The following is a 21,643-nucleotide window of genomic DNA, read 5'->3' as shown; positions in this document are numbered from 1 at the left end:
TCTGATCAGTCCCGTCCTCGCCGGGCCGGCTCGGTCCCGGCGGTGTCTGTGTGGTGGCCGAAGCGGCCCTTGCTGCAGAGGTTGCCGCCGTGGTCACCGGGCGGTCCTGCGGCGAGGTGACCTCGGCGTTCCCATTCTCCTGCACCGCCGGGTGCGCGGGTGCAGCCGGTGCCGCACCGCGCGCCGGGTGCGCCTCGGCCGGCGGCGCGCCGTGTCCGGGGTGTCAGCTCCTCAGCTCACGGCCGCCGAACGCACCCGAGCCGTCGGCCGCGGCCCAGGCGGCCTCCAGCCCGGCCTGGTCCAGCGTCCGCCAGTCGGGGGTGTCCTGCACCAGGGTCCGGCCCAGCCGGCGCCCCAGCTCGACCATCGTCCGGCCGGTCGCGCCGCGCTCGGTGCCGTACGCCATCAGCGCGCCGGGCCGCTCCGGTGCGGCGCGCAGCGCGGTTTCCAGGGCGGCGGCGTCCTGGAGGGCCTTGACCGCGCCGGCGCCGGTGTGCGGGCGGGCGACGGTGGCCGCATCGCCGGCGAGCAGCAGCCGGCCGGCGGTGTAGCGCGCTGCGGTGAAGTCGTATATCGGCTGGATGAACAATTCTTGACGGGGCGTCAGTCGCATCAGTGCGCCCCAGTAGGGCGGCAGCAACGCGTCGGTGACGTGGGTGAGATGGGCGTGCAGGGCGTCGGTGAGGGTGCCGGGCGGCAGGCTGGTGGGGGTGTCGAGTCCCAGGTCGAGGCCGGCGGGCGGGGCGGTGTACAGGACCCAGTTCGCGCGGTGGCCCCCGTGGCCGTCCGGGATGCGGTAGATGATGACGTGGCCGCCGGGGAAGACGCCGTAGATGCAGTCCTCTTCCGCCCAGGGGTCGGCCGGCAGGCCGGGGAAGCTGAGTGCCGTCAGCCGGTCGGCCGGGACCGCGCCGCGCCAGGCGAGATAGCCGGCGTAGTCGGGCCGCACGCCGGGAAACGCGGTGTCGCGGACCACTGAGCGATAGCCGTCCGCGCCGATGACCAGGTCGAAGCGCTCCGTGCGGCGGCCGCGGCCGGCGTGCTGCCGCTCGCCGCTGTCCCCGTGCCCTGCCCGGCCCGCACCGTCCTCGCCTGCTGCGCCGCCGTCGAGGTGGAGGGTGGCGCAGACCGCCCCGTCGCTGACCGCGTCCACCCGTACGCCCGGCCGGAACACGGTGTCCCGCGGCAGTCGCCGCCGTAACTCCTGCCAGAGCGGTCCCCAGCAGTACGAGCGGAACGGGAAGGGCAGCACGCCGATCTGGCGGCCGAGCGGAGCGGCGCCGTCGCGTACGTACCAGCGACGGGTGGTCAGCTGCACCCATGGCATGGCGGCGTCCAGATAGCCGGCGGCCGCGAGCTCGGTGTACCGGGCGTTGTGCACCGCGAGGCCGACACCGCGGTCCGCGAGCCGGCCGGTGGTGCGTTCGTAGACGGTGACCCGGCCCGCGCCGGCCCGGTGTGCGGCCAAGGCCGTGGCGCAACCGGCGATACTGCCGCCCACGACGGCGACCTCGGCCCCGGTGATCCGGATGTGATCCGTGCTCATACGCGGTACCCCCTGCGTTGTCCGGCGCCGACGGTCGGTCGGCTGTGGTTGGACCTGGTTGGACCTGGTGGGACCTGGTTCGGCACATCCTCGCAGGATGTGCCCCTCCTGGGGTCCCGGTCCGGGCGGCGGGCCACGTGGTGTGGTCGGCAGGACACCGGCCGGCGGTGGAGGTGCGGGGCACCCCGAGGCTCCCGCCTCGCCCTCGCTCCGGGCAGCCCGCGCCATGCTTTGTCCTCACTCAGGAGAAAGTCGGTAGGGATTCTGTCCGTAGTTCTTCCCCGTGCGGACAAGCGCTGCTACGTTCCCCTCGAAAGCCCGGTGGTGACGCCGTACGGCGTCACCGCAACACCGGTCGGTCGATGCCGAGTACGGCTGGAGGGGCGGCGTGAGGCGCATGACGGCCAGGCCCGCGAACGCGCATCAGGCGCGGCTGCTGCGCCTGTTGCGCGACGACGGGCCCAACTCCCGTGCCCAGCTGGGCGATCAGGTCGAACTCTCCCGCTCCAAGCTCGCGGTGGAGGTCGACCGGCTGCTGGAGACCGGACTCGTGGTCGCCGACGGACTCGCCGCCTCGCGCGGCGGACGCCGCTCCCACAACATCCGGCTCGCCCCCGCGCTGCGCTTTCTCGGCGTGGACATCGGCGCCACCTCCGTCGATGTGGCGGTCACCAACGCCGAGCTGGAGGTGCTCGGCCATCTGACCCAGCCCATGGACGTCCGCGAGGGACCGGTCGCGGTCTTCGAGCAAGTCCTGGCGCTGGCCGCGAAGTTGAAGGCGAGCGGGGTCGCGGAGGGGTTCGACGGCGCCGGTATCGGCGTCCCCGGGCCGGTCCGTTTCCCCGAAGGCGTACCGGTCGCACCACCGATCATGCCCGGCTGGGACGGCTTTCCGGTGCGCGAGGCGCTCAGCCAGGAACTGGGCTGCCCCGTCATGGTCGACAACGATGTGAATCTGATGGCGATGGGGGAGCAGCACGCGGGCGTCGCCCGCACCTCGCAGGACTTCCTCTTCATCAAGATCGGTACCGGTATCGGCTGCGGCATCGTCGTCGGCGGTGAGGTCTACCGGGGTACGACGGGCAGCGCCGGCGACATCGGCCATATCCAGGTCGAGCCGGACGGCCGGGCGTGCGCCTGCGGCAACCACGGTTGTCTGGAGGCCTACTTCGGCGGTGCCGCGCTCGCCCGGGACGCGGCGGACGCGGCCCGGGACGGCACCTCACCCGAACTCGCCGTCCGGTTGGCGGCGGGCGCTCCGCTGACCGCCGCCGACGTGGCCGGCGCGGCGGCCTCCGGCGATGCCGCCGCACTGGAGCTGATCCGGACCGGCGGTACCCGTACCGGCCAGGTCATCGCCGGCCTGGTCAGCTTCTTCAACCCCGGGCTGGTGGTGATCGGCGGCGGGGTGACCGGCCTCGGCCACACCCTGCTCGCCGCGATCCGCACCCAGGTCTACCGCCAGTCGCTTCCGCTGGCGACCGGCAATCTCCCCATTGTGCTGGGGGAGTTGGGGCAGGTGGCCGGGGTGACCGGCGCGGCCCGCCTGATCAGCGACCATCTGTTCTCGCCCGCCTGATCCGTCCGCACGATCCGTCCGCACGATCCGCCCGCCCGATCCGCCGAGTGAACTGCGCGCCTGATCCGCCCGCCCGCACGCACGCGTGAGCCGCACCACCGGGCTTGCGCAGGCGCCGCACCGCCGGGCCCGTACGAGCCGCACCACCCGCACCGCAGTGGTCCGGTCCGCCGCACCGCGTCGCGCCGACGGCTGAACTGCCCGTCGTTCCCCGCCCGTTCCCTCTGCCCGTGTGCCCAGCCCGCGTTTGCCCTGCCCGCTCACCGGCGTCACGCCGAGGAGGCCCGCCATGGCACCAGAGCACCGCCCCCGGCCGCCCGCCGGACCCGAGGTTGCGTCCGCACCCCTGCTCACCATGCGGGGCATCACCAAATCCTTCCCCGGCGTCCGTGCGCTGGACGGCGTCGACCTCGACGTCACCGCGGGTGAAGTGCACTGCCTGCTCGGGCAGAACGGTGCCGGGAAGTCCACCCTGATCAAGGTGCTGGCCGGCGCCCACCAGCCCGACGCCGGCGAGATCCGCTGGCAGGGCACCCCCGTCACCCTCCCCTCGCCGATCGCCGCGATGCGCCTCGGCGTCGCCACCATCTACCAGGAACTCGACCTGGTGGAACATCTCTCCGTCGCCGAGAACGTCTTCCTCGGCCATGAGGTCGCCACCGGCGGCTTCGTCCGCTCCGGCGAGGCCGCGGACCGAACCGCCGCGCTGCTCGCCCGGCTGGGGCACCCGGAGATCTCCCCCGGCGCGCTCGTCGGCAGCCTGTCCGCCGCCGGAGCGCAGATCGTGTCGATGGCCCGTGCGCTCTCCCACGACGTCCGGCTGATCGTGATGGACGAGCCGTCCGCCGCCCTCGACCCGGACGAGGTCGACAACCTCTTCCGTATCGTCGCCGGCCTGACCGCCGACGGCGTCGCCGTCATCCATATCTCGCACCGTCTGGAGGAGATCCGCCGCATCGGCGACCGGGTCACCGTGCTCAAGGACGGCCGCGCCGCCGCCCACGGCCTGGACGCACGGGCGACCGCCACCCGCGACATCGTCGCCCTGATGACCGGCCGCACCGTCGAGCACCCGTTCCCTCCGCGCCCCGCAGCGGCCGGTGCGCCCGCCACCGCCCCCGTACTGACCGTCGAAGGCCTCGCCAGGGAAGGCGAGTTCGCCCCCCTCGACTTCGTCCTGCACCCCGGAGAGATCCTCGGCCTCGCCGGGCTCGTCGGATCCGGGCGCTCGGAAATCCTGGAAACCGTCTTCGGCGCCCGCAAGCCCACCGCCGGACGGATCCTCGTCGACGGGCGGCCGCTGCGGCCCGGCAGCGTTCCCGCCGCCGTACGCGCCGGCCTCGGCCTCGCCCCTGAAGAGCGCAAGTCGCAGGCGCTGCTGCTCCTGGAATCCGTCAGCCGCAATGTCTCCGTCTCCTCCCTCGCGCGGTTCGCCCGCGCGGGCTGGCTGGACCGTGCGGCGGAGCGGTCCGCGACCCGGTCCGCCACCCGGGGCCTCAGCCTGCGCCCCGACGACCCGGACCGGCCGGTGCGCACCCTCTCCGGCGGCAATCAGCAAAAGGCCGTACTGGCGCGCTGGCTGCTGCGCGGCTGCCGGGTACTGCTCCTGGACGAGCCGACCCGCGGGGTGGACGTGGGCGCCCGCGCCGAGCTGTACGCGGTGATCCGCCAACTGGCCGACGACGGCCTGGCCGTCCTTCTGGTCTCCAGCGAACTCCCCGAGGTCCTCGGCCTCGCCGACCGTGTCCTCGTCCTCCGCGAGGGCCGCGTCGTGCACGAGGCGACGTCCGGTTCGCTGGACGAACACCGGGTGCTCGACCTGGTGATGGCGGAGGGGCCGCCCACCACCGGCCCGCCCGGCGTCTGAGGGCCGGCTCAGCCCCGTACGGCCCGTCCGGCGGCCTGCGCGGAACCGCAGCCGCATTCCGTCCCGCCGCAGGAGGACAAGCCCGGCCGCACCGCCGTTCATGAGCCTCCGGCGCTTGAGGACGACCCCGTCCGGCGGCCGAGGACCCCACTGCACACCCGTACTCGCCGCCGCCCCGCCGACCTCCGCGAGGAGCAGTCCCGTGAACACCTCAGAAGGCCACGCCCCGGCCGCTGCCCTGGCCAAGGGCCCCGCCGCGGGCCCGCCCCGGCAGCACGCCGGAGGGCGGCCACGCATACGCCTAGACCTCCGCAACCTCTCCCTCGTCATCGTCCTCGCCGCCCTCGTCCTCGTCGGCGCCCTCACCACCCCCGAGCAGTTCCTCAGCCTTCAGAACCTCCAACTCGTCCTCACCCAGGCGTCCGTGATCGGCGTCGTCACCGTCGGTGTCACCTTCGTCATCATCGGCGGCGGTATCGACCTCTCCGTGGGCGCGATCGTCGCCCTCGCCACCGTCTGGGCGACGACGCTGGCCACCCAGCAGTACGGACTCGGCGGCATCCTGCTCTCCGCCCTGCTCGTGGGCCTGGGCTGCGGGCTGGTCAACGGACTGCTGGTCTCCTTCGGCAGCATGGTGCCGTTCATCGCCACCCTCGCCATGCTCGCCTCGGCCCGCGGCCTGGCCCTCCAGATCAGCGAGGGCCGCACCCAGATCGTCGACGTCGAACCCGTCCTGGAACTCGGCCAGCGCGACTCCTACGTCCTGGGCATCCCGCCGATCGTGCTGGTCTTCGCGGCCGTCACCGCCCTCGGCTGGCTGGTTCTCCACCGCACCACCTTCGGCCGCCGCACCGTCGCCGTCGGCGGCAACCCGGAAGCCGCCCGGCTGGCCGGCATCGACGTCCGCCGGCAGCGCCTGCTGCTCTATCTGCTCTCCGGCCTGTGCTGCGGTATCGCCGCGTTCCTGCTCATCGTCCTCACCGGCTCCGGCCAGAACACCAACGGCAATCTCTACGAACTCGACGCCATCGCCGCCGCCATCATCGGCGGCACCCTGCTCAGCGGCGGCCGCGGCACCATCACCGGCTCGGTGCTCGGCGTCCTCGTCTTCACCACCATCACCAACCTGTTCGCGCTGAACAACCTGGAGACCGCAGTCCAGCAGATCGCCAAGGGCGCGATCATCGTCGCCGCCGTACTGATCCAGAGGAAGGGCCGTACGTCATGAGGGAACACCGGCACCACGCGGAACGGAACGAGCACGCGGAACGGAACGAGCGGGCGGCGCGGAACCAGCATGCGGCGCGGAACCAGCACCCGGAGCCCGCACCGGGCGACGGCCCGGACCCCCGCACCTCCCGCCGAGGTGTCCTCTTCGGCGCCGCCGCCGTCTCCGCCGGCGCCTTCCTCACCGCCTGCACCAGCAACGAGAGCAACGACCGCGCGGCGGCGAACAGCGACCGGCAGGCGGGCGGCATCGACGACAAGCCCGGCAAGAAGGTGACCATCGGCTTCGCCGGGCCACAGGCCGACCACGGCTGGCTCAACGCCATCAACGAGAACGCCAAGTCCCGTGCCGGGCGCTACAAGGACGTCACCCTCGAAATCACCGAGGGCTCCAACGACACCGCCCAGCAGATCGGCCAGATCGAAACCCTGATCAACAAAAAGGTCGATGTGCTGGTGATCCTGCCGGCCGACGGCAAGGCGCTGACCCAGGTCGGCCTCAAGGCCATGCGGGCCGGCATCCCCGTCGTCAACCTCGACCGGGTCTTCGCCTCTCCACAGGCCTACCGCTGCTGGATCGGCGGCGACAACTACGGAATGGGCCTGAACGCCGGGCACTACATCGGCGAACAGCTCCAGGACAAGAAGCACGCCACCGTCGTCGAGCTGGCCGGAATGGACAACCTGGAGCTGACCCGGCAGCGCACCAAGGGCTTCGACGACGCGCTGAAGAACTACCCCCACATCGAGAAGATCGGCAGACAGGCCGCCGAATTCACCGTGGAGTCCGGCCAGTCGAAGATGGCGGGGCTGCTCCAGGCCCACCCATCCTTCGATGCGCTGTGGAACCACGACGACGACCAGGGCGTGGGCGCCGAACGTGCCATCAAGCAGGCCGGCCGGGACGGCTTCCTCATGGTCGGCGGTGCCGGGTCCCGCAAGGTCATGGACACCATCAAGGCCGGCGACTCCGTACTGAAGGCCACCGTCCTCTACCCGCCGACGATGTCCGCCTCCGCCATCGACCTCGCCCGTGCGCTCGCCCAGGGCAAGGGCATCGGCGGAATGGCGGAGCTGGAGATCCCGGCCTCACTCACCCTCTACTCCGCCGTCGTCACCAAGGACAACGTCGACGACTACCTCCCCACCGGCTTCCACTGATCCGCCGTACGGCGCCGGGCCGGGTGCCCGCCGGGCCGGCCGCGGGCCGTACGCCGCCGGAGAGGCCTCCCCACCGTCGACAGACGAGGTGATTCATGGACGACCACGCGCAGGACCACAGCCACCCCGACGGCGCCCCCGCCCTGGGCATCGGCATGGTCGGTTACGCCTTCATGGGCGCCGCCCACTCCCAGGGCTGGCGCACCGCGGGACGCGTCTTCGACCTGCCGCTGCGCCCGGCGATGAACGCCGTGTGCGGGCGCGACGCCACCGCCGTACGGGCCGCCGCCCGCAAACTCGGCTGGGCCGCCGCCGAGACCGACTGGCGGCAGCTGATCGCCCGCGACGATGTCCAGCTGGTCGACATCTGCACCCCGGGCGACAGCCATGCCGAGATCGCCGTCGCCGCGCTGGAAGCCGGCAAGCACGTGCTGTGCGAGAAGCCGCTCGCCAACTCCGTCGCCGAGGCGGAGGCGATGGCGCGGGCCGCCGAGGCCGCCCGGTCCCGCGGCCAGATCGCCATGGTCGGCTTCAACTACCGCCGGACGCCCGCGCTGGCGCTCGCCCGGCGGATGGTGGCGGCGGGCAGGATCGGGACGCTGCGCCACGTCCGGGCGACCTACCTCCAGGACTGGCTGGTCGACCCCACGGCGCCCATGGGCTGGCGGCTGCGCCGCGAACACGCCGGGTCCGGGGCGCTCGGCGACCTCGGCGCCCATATCGTCGACCTCGCCCAACACCTCGCGGGGGAGCGGCTGACCGGGGTGTCCGCGGTCACCGAGACCTTCGTCGCCGAGCGGCCGCTGTCCGATGGCGGCCGCGGCCGGGTCACCGTGGACGACGCCGCACTGTTCACCGGGCGGTTCGCCTCGGGCGCCCTGGCCTGCTTCGAGACCAGCCGGGCCGCGGCCGGCCGCAAGAACGCGCTGCGTATCGAACTCAACGGTGAGCGCGGCTCGTTGGCCTTCGACCTGGAGCGCCTCAACGAGCTGTCCTTCCACGACCAGACCGAACCGGCCGACGCCGCCGGCTTCCGCCGCATCCTGGTCACCGAGCCCGATCACCCGTATCTGAAGGCCTGGTGGCCGCCCGGCCACGGCCTCGGCTACGAGCACACCTTCGTCCACCAGGCGCGCGACCTGGTGGAGGCGATCGCCACCGGACAGCCCCCCGAGCCCTCCTTCGCCGACGGTCTGCAGGTGCAGCGCGTGCTTTCGGCCGTCGAGGAGAGCGCGGCCAAGAACTCCATCCACACATCCGTCCCGGCCTAGGGAGGCCCGGTCATGCCCCGCTCCTTCACCCTCTTCACCGGCCAGTGGGCCGACCTGCCCCTGGAAGAGGTCTGCCGGCTCGCCCGCGACTTCGGCTACGACGGCCTGGAACTCGCCTGTTGGGGCGACCACTTCGAGGTCGACAGGGCGCTCACCGAGCCCGGGTATCTCGACTCCCGCCACGCCCTGCTCGACAAGTACGGCCTCACCTGCTGGGCGATCTCCAACCACCTCGTCGGCCAGGCGGTCTGCGACGCGATCATCGACGAACGTCACCGGGCGATCCTCCCGGCCCGGATCTGGGGCGACGGCGAGGCCGAGGGCGTACGGCTGCGGGCCGCGGCCGAGATCAAGGACACCGCCCGCGCGGCCGCCGCCTTCGGCGTCGACACCGTCATCGGCTTCACCGGTTCGTCGATCTGGCATCTGGTCGCGATGTTCCCGCCCGCCCCCGAAGCCATGATCGAGCGCGGCTACGAGGACTTCGCCGCGCGCTGGAACCCGATCCTCGACGTCTTCGACGAGCAGGGCGTGCGGTTCGCCCACGAGGTGCACCCGTCCGAGATCGCCTACGACTACTGGACCACCCACCGCGCCCTCGAAGCCATCGGCCACCGCCCGGCCTTCGGCCTCAACTTCGACCCCAGCCACTTCGTCTGGCAGGACCTCGACCCGCTCGGCTTCCTCTACGACTTCCGCGACCGCATCTACCACGTCGACTGCAAGGAGGCCCGCAAGCGCCTCGACGGCCGCAACGGACGGCTCGGTTCCCATCTGCCCTGGGGCGATCCGCGCCGCGGCTGGGACTTCGTCTCCGCCGGGCACGGCGACGTCCCCTGGGAGGACGTCTTCCGGATGCTGCGCTCCATCGCGTACCACGGGCCCATCTCGGTCGAGTGGGAGGACGCCGGCATGGACCGGCTGCAGGGCGCCCCGGAGGCGCTGGCCCGGCTGCGCGCCTATGACTTCGAACCGCCGACGGCGACGTTCGATGCGGCATTCAGCAGCGCAGGCCCGTCCGGCGACTGAGGACGAGCCAGGCCGGAGGCCGCGCGACAAGGACTCCATCACCCACCCGCACGGAAGGCACCGCAATGCCCCGAAGAAGGCCCCGCATACGGACGGCACTGGCACTCCTCGCGAGTACCGCACTGGCCACCGCCTCACTGGCGCTCGGCACCGCCCCCGCCGTCTCCGCCGCCTCGCCGCCCGCCAAGGGCTCGGCCGCCCAGGCCTCGGCCGAGGACTTCCAGCAGGTCACCCTTGCCAAGGGCGCCGAAGAGGTCGGCGAGCCGATGTCGCTGGCCGTCCTCCCCGACCGCAAGGTCCTGCACACCTCCCGTGACGGTGTCCTGCGCCTCACGGACGAGAACGGCACGACGCGGCAGGCGGGCAAGCTCGCGGTCTACAACCACGACGAAGAGGGCCTCCAAGGCGTCGGTGTGGACCCGGACTTCGCGCAGAACCGCGCCATCTACCTCTACTACGCACCCCCGCTGGACACCCCCGCCGGCGACGCCCCGAACGACGGAACGGCCGCCGACTTCACACCGTTCGACGGGGTGAACCGCCTCTCCCGCTTCACCCTCAACGCCGACGGCACCCTCGACAACGCCTCCGAGAAGAAGATCCTCGACGTCCCTGCCTCCCGCGGCATCTGCTGCCACGTCGGCGGCGACATCGACTTCGACAAGGCCGGCAACCTCTACCTGTCGACCGGTGACGACTCCAACCCGTTCGCGTCCGACGGCTTCACGCCCATCGACGAGCGCGACAACCGCAACCCCGCCTATGACGCCCAGCGTTCCGCGGGCAACACCAATGACCTGCGCGGCAAGATCCTGCGCATCAAGGTCGCCGATGACGGCTCGTACACCGTCCCGTCGGGCAACCTCTTCGCCCCCGGCACGGACAAGACCCGCCCCGAGATCTACGCGATGGGTTTCCGCAACCCGTTCCGGATGAGCGTCGACAAGCCGACCGGCATCGTCTATGTCGGCGACTACGGCCCCGACGCGGGCGCCGCCGACCCGAAGCGCGGCCCGGCGGGCCAGGTCGAGTTCGCCCGTGTCACCAAGCCGGGCAACTTCGGCTGGCCGTACTGCACCGGCAACAACGACGCCTACGTCGACTACGACTTCGCGACCAAGGCCTCCGGCGCGTCCTTCGACTGCCACGCACCGAAGAACAACTCGCCGCACAACACCGGCCTCGTCGACCTGCCGCCCGCGCAGCCCGCGTGGATCCCGTACGACGGCGGCTCCGTGCCCGAGTTCGGCTCCGGCTCCGAGTCCCCGATGGGCGGCCCCGTCTACCGCTACGACGCCGCGAACGCGTCCCCGGTGAAGTTCCCCGAGGCCTACGACGGGGACTTCTTCGCCGGCGAGTTCGGCCGCCGCTGGATCAAGCGGATCGAGCAGGACGCCGACGGCAAGGTGACATCCATCAACCCGTTCCCGTGGACCGGCACCCAGATCATGGACATGGCCTTCGGCCCGGACGGCGCCCTGTACGTCCTGGACTACGGCACCGCCTGGTTCGGCGGCGACGAGAACTCCGGCCTGTACCGCATCGAGAACGCCACCGACGGCCACTCGCCGGTCGTCGACGCCAAGGCCGACAAGACCTCGGGCCAGGCGCCGATGCGGGTGAAGCTCTCCGCCACCGCGACCGACGCCGACGGCGGCACCCTCACCTACGCGTGGAACTTCGGCGACGGCACCACCGGAACGGGCGCCGCCCCCGGCCACACGTACAAGAAGAACGGCACCTACACCGCGACCGTCACCACCAAGGACCCGACCGGCCGCACCGGCAGCGCCGACGTGCACCTCGTCGTCGGCAACACCGCACCCAAGGTGACCCTCGAACTCCCCGGTGACGGCCAGTTGTTCACCTTCGGCGACGAGGTGCCCTTCAAGGTGAAGGTGACCGACCCGGAGGACGGGACCATCGACTGCACCAAGGTCAAGGTCACCCACATCCTCGGCCACGACAGCCACGGCCACCCCGTGACGTCCGCCAACGGCTGCTCGGGCGTCATCAAGACCAGCGCCGACAGCGAGCACGACCCGAACGCCAACGTCTTCGGTGTCTTCGACGCCGAGTACACCGACAAGGGCGCCAACGGACAGCCCGCGCTCACCACGCACGACCAGCACGTCACCCAGCCCAAGCACCGCCAGGCCGAGCACTTCGGCGACTCCAAGGGCGTCTCGGTCGTGAACCACCCGCCCGCCAACGGCGGCAAGACGGTCGGCGACATCAACAACGGCGACTGGATCTCCTTCAAGCCGTACCTGATCTCCCAGGCCACGTCCCTCACCGCGCGCGTCGCCTCGGCGGGCAGCGGCGGCACCCTGGAGATCCGCAGCGGCTCGCCCACCGGCCGGCTGGTCGGCAGCGCGAAGGTCGAGCCGACCGGGTCCTGGGAGACGTACCAGGACGTGAGCACGGCCATCAACCGTCCGCCCACCACGACCACCACGCTCTACCTGGTCTTCAAGGGCAGCGACGGCGCGGCCCTCTACGACGTGGACGACTTCACCTTCACCACTGGCTGAGCCACTCGGCTGACCCCCTCGCCGACCGGGGCGTACGGGCCGTGCAGCACCTCGGCCCGTACGCCCCGCCGGAGGAAGGACACCCCATGCACCCCTCCGCACGCCGCCTGGGCATCACCGCCGCCACGGCCGCCGCCCTGCTCGCCACCATGGCCCTGCCCGGCGCCGCCGCACCCGCCCACCACCACGACACCGGCCGCGTCCTGGTCTTCTCCAAGACCGCCGGCTTCCGCCACGACTCCATCCCCGACGGCATCGCCGCCCTCAAGGAATTGGGCAACGCCGGCTCCCTCACGGTCGACGCCACCGAGTCCGCGGACGCGTTCACGCCCGGCAACCTCGCCCGCTACGACGCCGTCGTCTTCCTGTCGACCACCGGCGATGTCCTCGACGACACCCAGCAACAGGCGTTCGAGGACTACGTCGCCCACGGCGGCGGATACCTCGGCATCCACGCGGCCGCCGACACCGAGTACGACTGGCCCTTCTACGGCGGGCTCGTCGGCGCCTACTTCCAGTCGCATCCGGCCATCCAGCCCGCCACGGTCCGGGTCGAGGACCGCAGCAACCCGGCGACCGCGCATCTGCCGGCCGCCTGGGAGCGCACCGACGAGTGGTACAACTACCGCACCAACCCCCGCGCGCAGGCCCATGTCCTCGCCTCCCTCGACGAGACGACGTACACGGGCGGCACCATGAAGGGCGACCATCCGATCGCCTGGTGCCAGAGCTACGGCGGCGGGCGCGCCTTCTACACCGGAGGCGGTCACACCAAGGAGTCCTACGCGGACCCGGCGTTCCGCGCCCATCTGCTCGGCGGGCTGACGTACGCCGCGGGGAAGGCCAAGGCCGACTGCCGGCCGGACACCGGCTACCGCCCGATCTTCAACGGCCGGACCCTCGATGGATGGAAGCAGGCCGGACCCGGGGGGTTCACCGTCGAGAACGGCACCCTCAACTCCTACGGCGGCATGGGCCTGCTCCGGTACCAGGCCAAGGAGCTGACGGCGTACTCCCTCAAGCTCGACTGGAAGATGCAGGGCGACGACAACTCCGGTGTCTTCGTGGGCTTTCCGGCCTCCGACGACCCCTGGTCGGCCGTCAACAAGGGCTATGAGATCCAGATCGACGCGACGGACGCGCCGGACCGCACCACGGGCGCCGTCTACTCCTTCCAGTCCGCCGACCTCACGGCCCGCGACCGGGCCCTGCGACCGCCCGGACAGTGGAACGCGTACGAGATCAAGGTCCAGGGAGAGCGCCTGCGGGTGTACCTCAACGGAGTCAAGATCAATGACTTCACCAACAAGGACCCCGAGCGGAGCCTGACCGACGGCTACCTCGGTCTGCAGAACCACGGCGCCGACGACCACGTGGCCTTCCGCAACATCCGGATCAAGGAACTGGCGGCCCCACAGGCGGCGGCAGCGGACGCGGAGCACGGAGAGGCGCGGGGTAAGTGATGGCTGACCCGACCCGAGAAGCGGCCCGCGAGGAGGGCCGCCGCGAGCGCACCGGCCGCACCGGCGTCTGGCTCGTCGGCGCCCGCGGCTCCGTCGCCACCACCGTGATCGCCGGCTGCGCCGCCCTGACCGCCGGTCTGCACCGGCCCGTCGGCATGGTCACCGAAACCGCCCCCTTCACCGACACCCCCGTCCCCTCCCTCCCGCCCCTCTCCGCCCTCGTCTTCGGCGGCCACGACACCGCCTGCTGCCCGCTGCCCAAACGCGCCGAGGAACTCGCCGCCGGCGGCGTCCTCCCGTACGGCCTGCCGCATGCCGTACACGCCGAACTCGCCGCCGCCGACGCCGCGATCCGGCCCGGCGGACCGCAGCAAGGCGACACCCGCAGCGACGCCGAACTCATCAGCGCCTTCGCCGCCGACCTGCGGGACTTCGGCCGCGACCACGACCTCGACCGCACCGTCGTCATCAGTGTCGCCAGTACGGAACCGGCCCCCGCCGACCCGCACACCGACCGGCTCCCGGCCAGCTCCCTCTACGCCTGCGCCGCCCTGCGGGCCGGTTGCCCGTACCTCAACTTCACCCCCTCCACCGGGCTGCACCACCCCCTCCTCCAGGAGATGGCAGCGGTCAGCGGACTGCCGTATGCGGGCCGCGACGGCAAGACGGGGCAGACCCTGCTGCGCTCCGTCCTCGCCCCGATGTTCGCCCAGCGCGCGCTTGCCGTACGTGCCTGGTCCGGTACCAATCTCCTCGGCGGCGGAGATGGCGCGGCCCTCGCCGACCCGGGCGCCGCGGCCGCCAAGAACGCCGGCAAGGCCCGGGTCCTGGCCGACACGCTCGGCGCACTCCCCGCGGGCGACCTGCACATCGACAACGTTCCGGCGCTCGGCGACTGGAAGACCGCCTGGGACCACATCGCCTTCGACGGCTTCCTCGGCAGCCGGATGACCTTGCAGACCACCTGGCAGGGCTGCGACTCCGCGCTCGCCGCACCCCTCGTCCTCGATCTGGCCCGGCTCCTGGCCGCCGCACACACCGTCGGCCTGTCCGGCCCGCAACCCGCCCTCGGCTTCTACTTCAAGGACCCGGACGGCGGCCCCGCCGCCCTCGCCGACCAGTACACGGCCCTCCTCGCGTACGCCGGCCTGCTGCGGACCGGGACGCGGTCATGAGCCCGGACGGCGGACCGGGCCGGTCACCGGAGGGCGAGGGAGGGATGGCCGGGGGGCAGCCTGGGTATGTGCCTGAGCCGGGGCCGGGGCCGCGCCCTGGACCCGGGGCCGGCCGCGCGCCGCGCCCCATGAGGAACGGCCCGGTGGTGGGTTCTGTGGGGGAACCTGCCACCGGGCGTGGGCCGGCGGGCGGTACCGGGCCTGCCGGCGCCGACGGGCATGCGGGCGGCGGGGGAGCCGCCGACACCGGCAGCGCGGGCCGGGCCTGGGCCGAACTCCTCCGCGTCTCGGCCCTCTTCAGCGTCCCGGGCGATCTGCTCGCGGGCGCCACCGCCGCCGGTCACCGGCCGAACCACCGCACCGCGCTCGCGGCCTGCGCCTCCCTCTGTCTCTACGAGGCCGGTATGGCGCTCAACGACTGGGCCGACCGCGATATCGACGCCATCGAACGCCCGAGCCGCCCGATCCCGTCCGGCCGGATCGCACCGTCCGCCGCCCTCGCCGCGGCCGGTGGCCTGACCGTCGCCGGGCTCGCCCTCGCCGCCGCGGCGAGCCGTCCCGCTCTGCTCACCGCCACCGCCCTCGCGGCCACGGTCTGGGCCTACGACCTGCACCTCAAGAACACCCCCGCGGGTCCGGCCGCCATGGCCTGCGCCCGCACCCTGGACCTGCTCCAGGGAGCCGTCGCGACCGCTCCTCCCGGCACCGCGCGACAGCGACGGCCGGAAGGCACCGGCCGTGCGGACACCCGGCCTCCCTCCGGGGCCGCCCGGTCCGCCCGCGCGGCGCTGCCCTCCGCGGTGCTGCTCGGCGCTCACACCCTCGCCGTCACCACCGTCTCGCGGCGCGAGGCCCAGGGCAGCTCGTCCGCCCTGCCGCTGGCCGGACTGACGGCGGTCGCGGCCGTGGCCGGCGCAGTCATGGGCGGCCGGGGCCGGGATCGGGGCCGGGGGCGGGGGCAGGGGCAGGGCCGACGCCGAGGTCGTCCGGCGGGGTACCGCTCGGCGGCTCCTCGCCCGGCTGCGTACGGCCCGGCCGCGGTCCGCCCGGCTGCGTACGGCTTGACCGCCTCGGGCAGCTCCCCGACCAATTCCCCGACCGACTCCGCGGCTCACTACGCGACCCCCTCACCGTTCACCGCCGCGCTCGTCGCCGGGTACGGCGTCACCGCGGCCCGTCCGCTCCTCCAGGCGGTCCTCAACCCCTCGCCGTACTTCCTTCAGCGCGCCGTCGGCGGCGGAATCCGCGCCATGATCCCGCTCCAGGCGGCGCTCACCGCCCGCGCGGGCGCGCCCCGTACCGCGGCGGCCCTGCTCGCGCTGATCCCCGCCGCCCGGCGCCTGTCCCGGAAGGTCAGCCCGACATGACCCCGACGACGACCACGTCCTTGCGGCTGGCCTACGGCACCAACGGCCTCACCGACCTCCGCCTCACCGACGCCCTCGCGCTGCTCGCCGACCTCGGCTACGACGGGGTGTCGCTGACCCTCGACCATATGCACCTCGACCCGCTCGCCCCCGGACTGGCGGCCCGCACCGCCGATATCGCCCGCCGCCTGGGGGAGTTGGGGCTCTCCGTAGCCATCGAGACCGGCGCTCGGTACGTCCTGGACCCCCGTCGCAAACACCACCCCACCCTTCTCGACCCGGACCCGGAAGCCCGCGCGGCCCGTACCGGACTGCTGTGCACCGCCGTACGCGTCGCCGCCGACCTGGGCGCGACCGCCGTCCACTGCTTCAGCGGTGTCCGCCCGGACGGCACCTCCGAGGACATCGCCTGGGACCGCCTCGCCGGCTCCCTCGGCCCGGTCCTCGAAGCCGCGGCGGACGCCCGGCTGCCGCTCGCCCTGGAGCCCGAGCCCGGCCACCTCGTCCCCGACCTCGCCGGTTTCCACTACCTCCGCGCCGTACTCGGCAGCCCGGAAGCCACGCTGTTCGGCCTCACCCTGGACATCGGCCACTGCCGGTGCCTGGAGCCCGATCCACCTGCCACCTGTGTACGGGCCGCGGCCCCATGGCTGTGGCATGTGCAGATCGAGGACATGCGGCGGGGCGTCCACGAGCATCTGCCGTTCGGCACCGGCGAGATCGACTTCCCGCCGGTCCTGGACGCCCTGAAGGACGTCGGCTACCAGGGCCTGGTGAGCGTCGAACTACCCCGCCACTCCCACGCGGGCCCCCAACTCGCCGCCTCCTCCCTGCACTTCCTCCGGACCGCCGAACAGCGGAGCACCGAGCAGGACACCGCCGTAGCGCGCTCCGCCGTCCCGCGCTCCGCCGTCCCGAGCCCCGCCGTCCCGAGCCCCGCCGGGCGGCGCACTGCCGAACAGCCCGTCGACGGACAGCCCGCCGCCGGACCATGCCCGGTGCCCGGACCGGAGCACCCCACCCACACCGCCGCTCACCGGGGAGACACCCCATGCTGACCCCCGAACAGCGCCTCACCCGCCTCCAAGACTCGCTGCGCGCCCGTCTCAGCACCCCCGCCCGAACCTGGCTCACCAGCGCCCTGGCCGAGGCCGCGCAGGGCGACGGGCCCACCCCGGCGGCCGACTCACCACCCCCCTGGGAGATGCGGTTCGCCTCGGCAGGGCGGTACTGCACCCGGCCCGGTCCGCCGTATGAGCCGGACCCCGAAGCAGCCGAGGCGGCTCGGGTGCTCCTGCTGTGCACGGCCCGCGCCGACGCCCCGACCGTCACCCGGCTCTCTCTGCACGGCACCGCCGCCGAACGCTGCGCCGTGCTCCTGGCCCTGCCCCACCTCGCGCTCGGTCCGGCAGCCAAGCCCTTGGTCGAGGATGCGCTGCGGACGAACGACACCCGGCTCGTCGCGGCCGCCGTCGGGCCGTACGCCGCACGTCACCTGGACGCCCACACCTGGCGGCACGCCATCTTGAAGTGCCTTTTCACGGGCGTCCCCGTGGCAGCCGTGGCCGGCCTCGCGCAGCGCGCCCGGGGCGACACCGAACTCGCCCGGATGCTCGGCGACTACGCCCGCGAGCGCACCGCCGCCGGCCGCGCCCTCCCCGACGATCTCCACCGCGTCCTGGCCCTCACCGCACTCACCCCCGCTCACCACCTCCCCACCGGACCTCAGGCCCCCACGGAGCCCTAGGACGTGTCCGCAACGTCCCGCCTGGCCTCCGGGCGAACGACGGGACTTCGCGGACACGCCCTGGCCCCGTAGCCCCGTAGCCCCGTAGAGCCGAAGCCCTTCAGAGCCCTGGCCGTTCAGAGTCCTGGCCCCCACCCCGCGAGGAGTCCCCGATGCGCATCTTCGACCCGCACATCCATATGACCTCCCGCACCACCGACGACTACGAGGCACTGCACGCCGCCGGCGTCCGGGCCGTCGTCGAGCCCTCCTTCTGGCTGGGGCAGCCCCGTACGTCGCCCGCCAGCTTCTTCGACTACTTCGACTCCCTGCTCGGCTGGGAACCCTTCCGCGCCGCCCAGTACGGCATTGCCCACCACTGCACGCTGGCCCTCAACCCGAAGGAAGCCAACGACCCCCGTTGCACCCCCGTCCTCGACGCCCTGCCCCGCTACCTCGTAAAAGACTCGGTCGTCGCCGTCGGCGAGATCGGCTACGACTCCATGACCCCCGCCGAGGACACCGCCCTCGCCGCCCAGCTCCAGCTCGCTGCCGACCACGGCCTGCCGGCGCTCGTCCACACCCCCCATCGCGACAAGGCCGCCGGCCTCCGCCGCACCCTGGACGTCCTGCGCGAATCCGCACTGCCTCCCGAGCGCGTCGTCCTCGATCACCTCAATGAGACAACCGTGGGCGAGGCCACTGACAGTGGCTGCTGGCTGGGCTTTTCCCTCTACCCCGACACCAAGATGACCCCCGAGCGCATGGTCCGGATCCTGCGGCTGCACGGCACCGACCGGGTCCTGGTCAACTCCGCGGCGGACTGGGGCCGCAGCGACCCGCTCAAGACGCGCGAGGCGGGTGACGCGATGCTCGCGGCCGGCTTCAGCGACGACGACGTCGACCAGGTGCTGTGGCGCAACCCCGTCGCCTTCTACGGACAGAGCGGCCGGCTGAACCTGAACAGCCCCCGGCCGCCCGGCGCGCTGCACGAGGGCAACTCCATCCTCCGCGGCGGGGAATGAGGAGGTACGGCCATGCGCTTCCGCCACCCGGACGGGTCCACCGTCCACCTCGCCTACTGCACCAATGTCCACCCCGCAGAAAGCCTCGACGGCGTCCTCGCCCAGCTGCGCGACCACTGTGCACCGGTCCGCAAACGCCTGGGCCGGGACCGTCTGGGCATCGGACTCTGGCTCGCCAGGGACGCCGCCCGTGCCCTGACCGCCGACCCGGCAGCACTGCGCCGCCTCCGCCGGGAGCTCGACACCCGTGGCCTGGAGGTCGTCACCCTCAACGGCTTCCCCTACGAAGGGTTCGGCGACCAGCGGGTCAAGTACCGCGTGTACCGGCCCGATTGGACGGAAGCCGCCCGGCTCGACCACACCACCGACCTGGCGCGGCTGCTGACCGCCCTGCTCCCCGACGACGCCGCCGAGGGCACCATCTCCACCCTTCCGCTCGCCTGGCGCACCGACTTCGACCCGGTCCGCGGCGCCGCCGACCGCCGCGATACCGCCCTCGACGCGCTGCGCACCCTCTCCGGCCGGCTGGACGCCCTCGAAGACCTCACCGGCCGCTCGATCCGTATCGGCCTGGAGCCGGAGCCCGGCTGCCTCATCGAGACCACCGCCGATGCCATCGGTCCCGTCACCGCCCTCCGCCGGCACCCGGCAGCGGGCCGCCACGCCCGGATCGGCCTCTGCCTCGACACCTGCCACCTCGCCACCTCCTTCGAGGACCCCCACGCCGCGCTCGCCGCGCTGCACCGCGCCGCCGTGCCGATCGTCAAGTCCCAGCTCTCCGCCGCGCTGCACGCCGAACACCCCGGGCACACCGCCGTACGCACCGCCCTCGGCGCCTTCGCCGAGCCCCGCTTCCTCCACCAGACCCGCACCCGCAGCCCACAGGGCGCGCTCCTGGCCACCGACGACCTCGACGAGGCGCTCGCCGAGGGCAGCGGCCTGCCCACGGACGGCCCCTGGCGCGCCCATTTCCATGTGCCGCTGCACGCCCCACCCCAGCCGCCGCTCACCTCCACCATGGCCGTCCTCCAGGACACCCTCTCCCTCCTGGTCGGCGGACCGGTCCCGCGCACCCACCACCTGGAGGTGGAGACCTACACCTGGCAGGCCCTGCCCCCCGAGCTGCGGCCGCGTACCCGCGGCCGGCTCATCGACGGGATCGCCGCCGAACTCTCCCTGGCCCGCGATCTGCTGACCGACCTGGGCCTCAAGGAGCTGCCATGACCGGCCCGAAGCACACCGTCCCGGAGTCCGCCCCCGTGCAGCGTCTTCTGGTCCTCGATGTCGTCGGCCTCACCCCGCGCCTGATGGCCCATATGCCGTATCTCTCCGAGCTCGCCGAAGCCGGTGCGTACCGCCCGCTGAGCACGGTGCTGCCCGCCGTCACCTGCAGCGTCCAGTCGACTTTCCTGACGGGGACGACACCCGCCGGGCACGGCATCGTCGGCAACGGCTGGTACTTCCGCGACCTCGGTGAGGTCCACTTCTGGCGGCAGCACAACGCGCTGGTCGGCGGCGACAAGATCTGGGACGCCGCACGCCGTACACACCCCGGCTACACCGTCGCCAATGTCTGCTGGTGGTACGCGATGGGGGCGGACACCGACTGGACCGTGACGCCCCGCCCGATCTACTACGCCGACGGCCGCAAGGAACCCGACTGCTACACCCGGCCGCCCGACCTGCACGACGAACTCACCGAGCTGTTCGGCCCGTTCCCCCTGTTCACCTACTGGGGGCCCACCGCCTCCCTCGCCTCTTCACAGTGGATCACCGACGCCACCCGCCACCTCCACCGCACCCGCCGCCCCGACCTCACCCTCGCCTACCTCCCGCACCTGGACTACGACCTCCAGCGCTACGGCCCCGACGACCCCCGCTCGCACGCCGCCGCCACCGCACTCGACAGCGTCCTCGCCCCACTGCTGGACGAGGCCCGCAGCGCCGGCACCACCGTCGTCGTGCTGTCCGAATACGGCATCACCCGGGTGCGCCGGCCCGTCGACATCAACCGGGCGCTGCGCCGCGCCGGGCTGCTGGAGGTGCACACCCAGGACGGGATGGAGTACCTCGACCCGACCGCCTCCCGTGCCTTCGCGGTCGCCGACCACCAGATCGCGCATCTCTACGTCCGGCGGCCCGAGGACCTCGCCGCGAGCCGCGAGGCGCTCGCCGGCCTCCCCGGGATCGCGCAACTCCTCGACGACAAAGGCAAGAAGGAGTACGGCCTCGATCATCCGCGGTCCGGTGACCTCGTCGCACTGGCCGACCCCGACGCCTGGTTCACCTACTACTACTGGCTCGACGACGCCCGCGCGCCCGACTTCGCCCGGCTCGTCGAGATCCACCGCAAACCCGGCTACGACCCGGCCGAACTCTTCATGGACCCGCGCGACCCGTACGTACGGCTGCGCGCCGCTGCCGCCCTCGCCCGCAAGAAGACCGGGATGCGCTACCGGATGGCGGTCGTCCCGCTCGACCCCGAGCCGGTCCGCGGCAGTCACGGACTGCTGCCCGCCGACCCAGCCGACGGCCCGGTCCTCATCTGCTCACGGCCGGACGTCCTGCCCGCGGCCCCCGCCGCCACCGATGTGAAGCCGCTGCTGCTGCAGCTCGCCGGCCTCACCTGAGCCGCCCCGGCCCCACAACGCCCCCCTTCACCCTCCAAGTCCT

Annotated in this window: 16 protein-coding genes; 15 read left to right on the top strand and 1 reads right to left on the bottom strand. The window is 72.7% G+C overall.

The features are described 5' to 3' along the window. Positions 1 to 223: 223 nt before the first annotated feature. Complete coding sequence (locus tag ACWGI6_RS12720) at positions 224 to 1,546, bottom strand: FAD-dependent monooxygenase (protein WP_453267494.1); 1,323 nt, start codon at positions 1,544 to 1,546, stop codon at positions 224 to 226. Between the two features lie 397 nt (positions 1,547 to 1,943). Here ACWGI6_RS12720 and ACWGI6_RS12715 point away from each other — a divergent pair, with 397 nt between their 5' ends. The 15 genes from ACWGI6_RS12715 (at position 1,944) to ACWGI6_RS12645 (ending at position 21,600) form a co-directional block, all read left to right on the top strand. Further along, on the top strand, positions 1,944 to 3,125 hold the full coding sequence (locus tag ACWGI6_RS12715) for an ROK family transcriptional regulator (RefSeq protein WP_393907756.1): 1,182 nt from the start codon (positions 1,944 to 1,946) through the stop codon (positions 3,123 to 3,125). Positions 3,126 to 3,414: 289 nt separating this feature from the next. Next, on the top strand, positions 3,415 to 4,992 hold the full coding sequence (locus tag ACWGI6_RS12710; protein WP_453267493.1) for a sugar ABC transporter ATP-binding protein: 1,578 nt from the start codon (positions 3,415 to 3,417) through the stop codon (positions 4,990 to 4,992). A 202-nt stretch (positions 4,993 to 5,194) separates the two neighbouring features. Next, positions 5,195 to 6,220, top strand: coding sequence for an ABC transporter permease (locus ACWGI6_RS12705; protein ID WP_453267492.1), 1,026 nt, complete (start codon positions 5,195 to 5,197; stop codon positions 6,218 to 6,220). After that, positions 6,217 to 7,380, top strand: coding sequence for a substrate-binding domain-containing protein (locus ACWGI6_RS12700; protein WP_453267491.1), 1,164 nt, complete (start codon positions 6,217 to 6,219; stop codon positions 7,378 to 7,380). Before ACWGI6_RS12705 ends, ACWGI6_RS12700 begins: the two co-directional genes overlap by 4 nt. 155 nt (positions 7,381 to 7,535) lie before the next feature. Then, positions 7,536 to 8,651 carry a Gfo/Idh/MocA family protein gene (locus ACWGI6_RS12695; protein ID WP_453267552.1) on the top strand — a complete coding sequence of 372 codons (1,116 nt, stop codon included), beginning with the start codon at positions 7,536 to 7,538 and terminating at the stop codon, positions 8,649 to 8,651. Positions 8,652 to 8,663: 12 nt separating this feature from the next. Continuing rightward, positions 8,664 to 9,680, top strand: coding sequence for a sugar phosphate isomerase/epimerase family protein (locus tag ACWGI6_RS12690; protein WP_453267490.1), 1,017 nt, complete (start codon positions 8,664 to 8,666; stop codon positions 9,678 to 9,680). A gap of 65 nt (positions 9,681 to 9,745) precedes the next feature. Continuing rightward, entirely contained in the window at positions 9,746 to 12,214 is a 2,469-nt protein-coding gene (locus ACWGI6_RS12685; protein WP_453267489.1) for a PQQ-dependent sugar dehydrogenase, read from the top strand. Between the two features lie 86 nt (positions 12,215 to 12,300). Next, positions 12,301 to 13,677: a ThuA domain-containing protein gene (locus ACWGI6_RS12680; protein ID WP_453267488.1), complete on the top strand. Its 1,377-nt coding sequence runs from the start codon at positions 12,301 to 12,303 to the stop codon at positions 13,675 to 13,677. Continuing rightward, the gene (locus tag ACWGI6_RS12675; protein WP_453267487.1) at positions 13,677 to 14,852 is read left to right on the top strand and encodes an inositol-3-phosphate synthase; all 1,176 of its coding nucleotides are present in this window, start codon (positions 13,677 to 13,679) and stop codon (positions 14,850 to 14,852) included. The genes ACWGI6_RS12680 and ACWGI6_RS12675 overlap by 1 nt, the downstream gene beginning before the upstream one ends. Before the next feature lie 143 nt (positions 14,853 to 14,995). Then, positions 14,996 to 16,219, top strand: a complete 1,224-nt coding sequence (locus ACWGI6_RS12670; RefSeq protein ID WP_453267486.1) for an SCO3242 family prenyltransferase — start codon at positions 14,996 to 14,998, stop codon at positions 16,217 to 16,219. Beyond that, positions 16,216 to 17,277: a TIM barrel protein gene (locus ACWGI6_RS12665; RefSeq protein WP_453267485.1), complete on the top strand. Its 1,062-nt coding sequence runs from the start codon at positions 16,216 to 16,218 to the stop codon at positions 17,275 to 17,277. Before ACWGI6_RS12670 ends, ACWGI6_RS12665 begins: the two co-directional genes overlap by 4 nt. After that, the gene (locus ACWGI6_RS12660; protein WP_453267484.1) at positions 17,271 to 17,966 is read left to right on the top strand and encodes an EboA domain-containing protein; all 696 of its coding nucleotides are present in this window, start codon (positions 17,271 to 17,273) and stop codon (positions 17,964 to 17,966) included. Before ACWGI6_RS12665 ends, ACWGI6_RS12660 begins: the two co-directional genes overlap by 7 nt. A 152-nt stretch (positions 17,967 to 18,118) precedes the next feature. Continuing rightward, a complete protein-coding gene (locus tag ACWGI6_RS12655) occupies positions 18,119 to 18,970 on the top strand; it encodes a TatD family hydrolase (RefSeq protein ID WP_453267483.1) in 852 nt (283 codons plus the stop codon). 12 nt (positions 18,971 to 18,982) lie between these two features. Then, the gene (gene eboE / locus ACWGI6_RS12650; protein ID WP_453267482.1) at positions 18,983 to 20,194 is read left to right on the top strand and encodes a metabolite traffic protein EboE; all 1,212 of its coding nucleotides are present in this window, start codon (positions 18,983 to 18,985) and stop codon (positions 20,192 to 20,194) included. Further along, positions 20,191 to 21,600 carry an alkaline phosphatase family protein gene (locus ACWGI6_RS12645; protein WP_453267481.1) on the top strand — a complete coding sequence of 470 codons (1,410 nt, stop codon included), beginning with the start codon at positions 20,191 to 20,193 and terminating at the stop codon, positions 21,598 to 21,600. Before eboE ends, ACWGI6_RS12645 begins: the two co-directional genes overlap by 4 nt. Positions 21,601 to 21,643: the final 43 nt, after the last annotated feature.

It is taken from the genome of Streptomyces sp. NPDC054786 (genome assembly GCF_053611685.1).
The sequence above is the reverse complement of the archived record's forward strand: the minus strand, read 5'-3'. Positions and strand labels throughout refer to the sequence as shown.

Excerpts from the sequence above, each read along its gene's own strand:
- ACWGI6_RS12720 (WP_453267494.1), bottom strand. The coding sequence starts at position 1,546 with ATGAGCACGGATCACATCCGGATCACCGGGGCCGAGGTCGCCGTCGTG.
- ACWGI6_RS12715 (WP_393907756.1), top strand. The coding sequence starts at position 1,944 with ATGACGGCCAGGCCCGCGAACGCGCATCAGGCGCGGCTGCTGCGCCTG.
- ACWGI6_RS12710 (WP_453267493.1), top strand. The coding sequence starts at position 3,415 with ATGGCACCAGAGCACCGCCCCCGGCCGCCCGCCGGACCCGAGGTTGCG.
- ACWGI6_RS12700 (WP_453267491.1), top strand. The coding sequence starts at position 6,217 with ATGAGGGAACACCGGCACCACGCGGAACGGAACGAGCACGCGGAACGG.
- ACWGI6_RS12695 (WP_453267552.1), top strand. The coding sequence starts at position 7,536 with ATGGTCGGTTACGCCTTCATGGGCGCCGCCCACTCCCAGGGCTGGCGC.
- ACWGI6_RS12690 (WP_453267490.1), top strand. The coding sequence starts at position 8,664 with ATGCCCCGCTCCTTCACCCTCTTCACCGGCCAGTGGGCCGACCTGCCC.
- ACWGI6_RS12685 (WP_453267489.1), top strand. The coding sequence starts at position 9,746 with ATGCCCCGAAGAAGGCCCCGCATACGGACGGCACTGGCACTCCTCGCG.
- ACWGI6_RS12680 (WP_453267488.1), top strand. The coding sequence starts at position 12,301 with ATGCACCCCTCCGCACGCCGCCTGGGCATCACCGCCGCCACGGCCGCC.
- ACWGI6_RS12675 (WP_453267487.1), top strand. The coding sequence starts at position 13,677 with ATGGCTGACCCGACCCGAGAAGCGGCCCGCGAGGAGGGCCGCCGCGAG.
- ACWGI6_RS12665 (WP_453267485.1), top strand. The coding sequence starts at position 16,216 with ATGACCCCGACGACGACCACGTCCTTGCGGCTGGCCTACGGCACCAAC.
- ACWGI6_RS12660 (WP_453267484.1), top strand. The coding sequence starts at position 17,271 with ATGCTGACCCCCGAACAGCGCCTCACCCGCCTCCAAGACTCGCTGCGC.
- ACWGI6_RS12655 (WP_453267483.1), top strand. The coding sequence starts at position 18,119 with ATGCGCATCTTCGACCCGCACATCCATATGACCTCCCGCACCACCGAC.
- eboE (WP_453267482.1), top strand. The coding sequence starts at position 18,983 with ATGCGCTTCCGCCACCCGGACGGGTCCACCGTCCACCTCGCCTACTGC.
- ACWGI6_RS12645 (WP_453267481.1), top strand. The coding sequence starts at position 20,191 with ATGACCGGCCCGAAGCACACCGTCCCGGAGTCCGCCCCCGTGCAGCGT.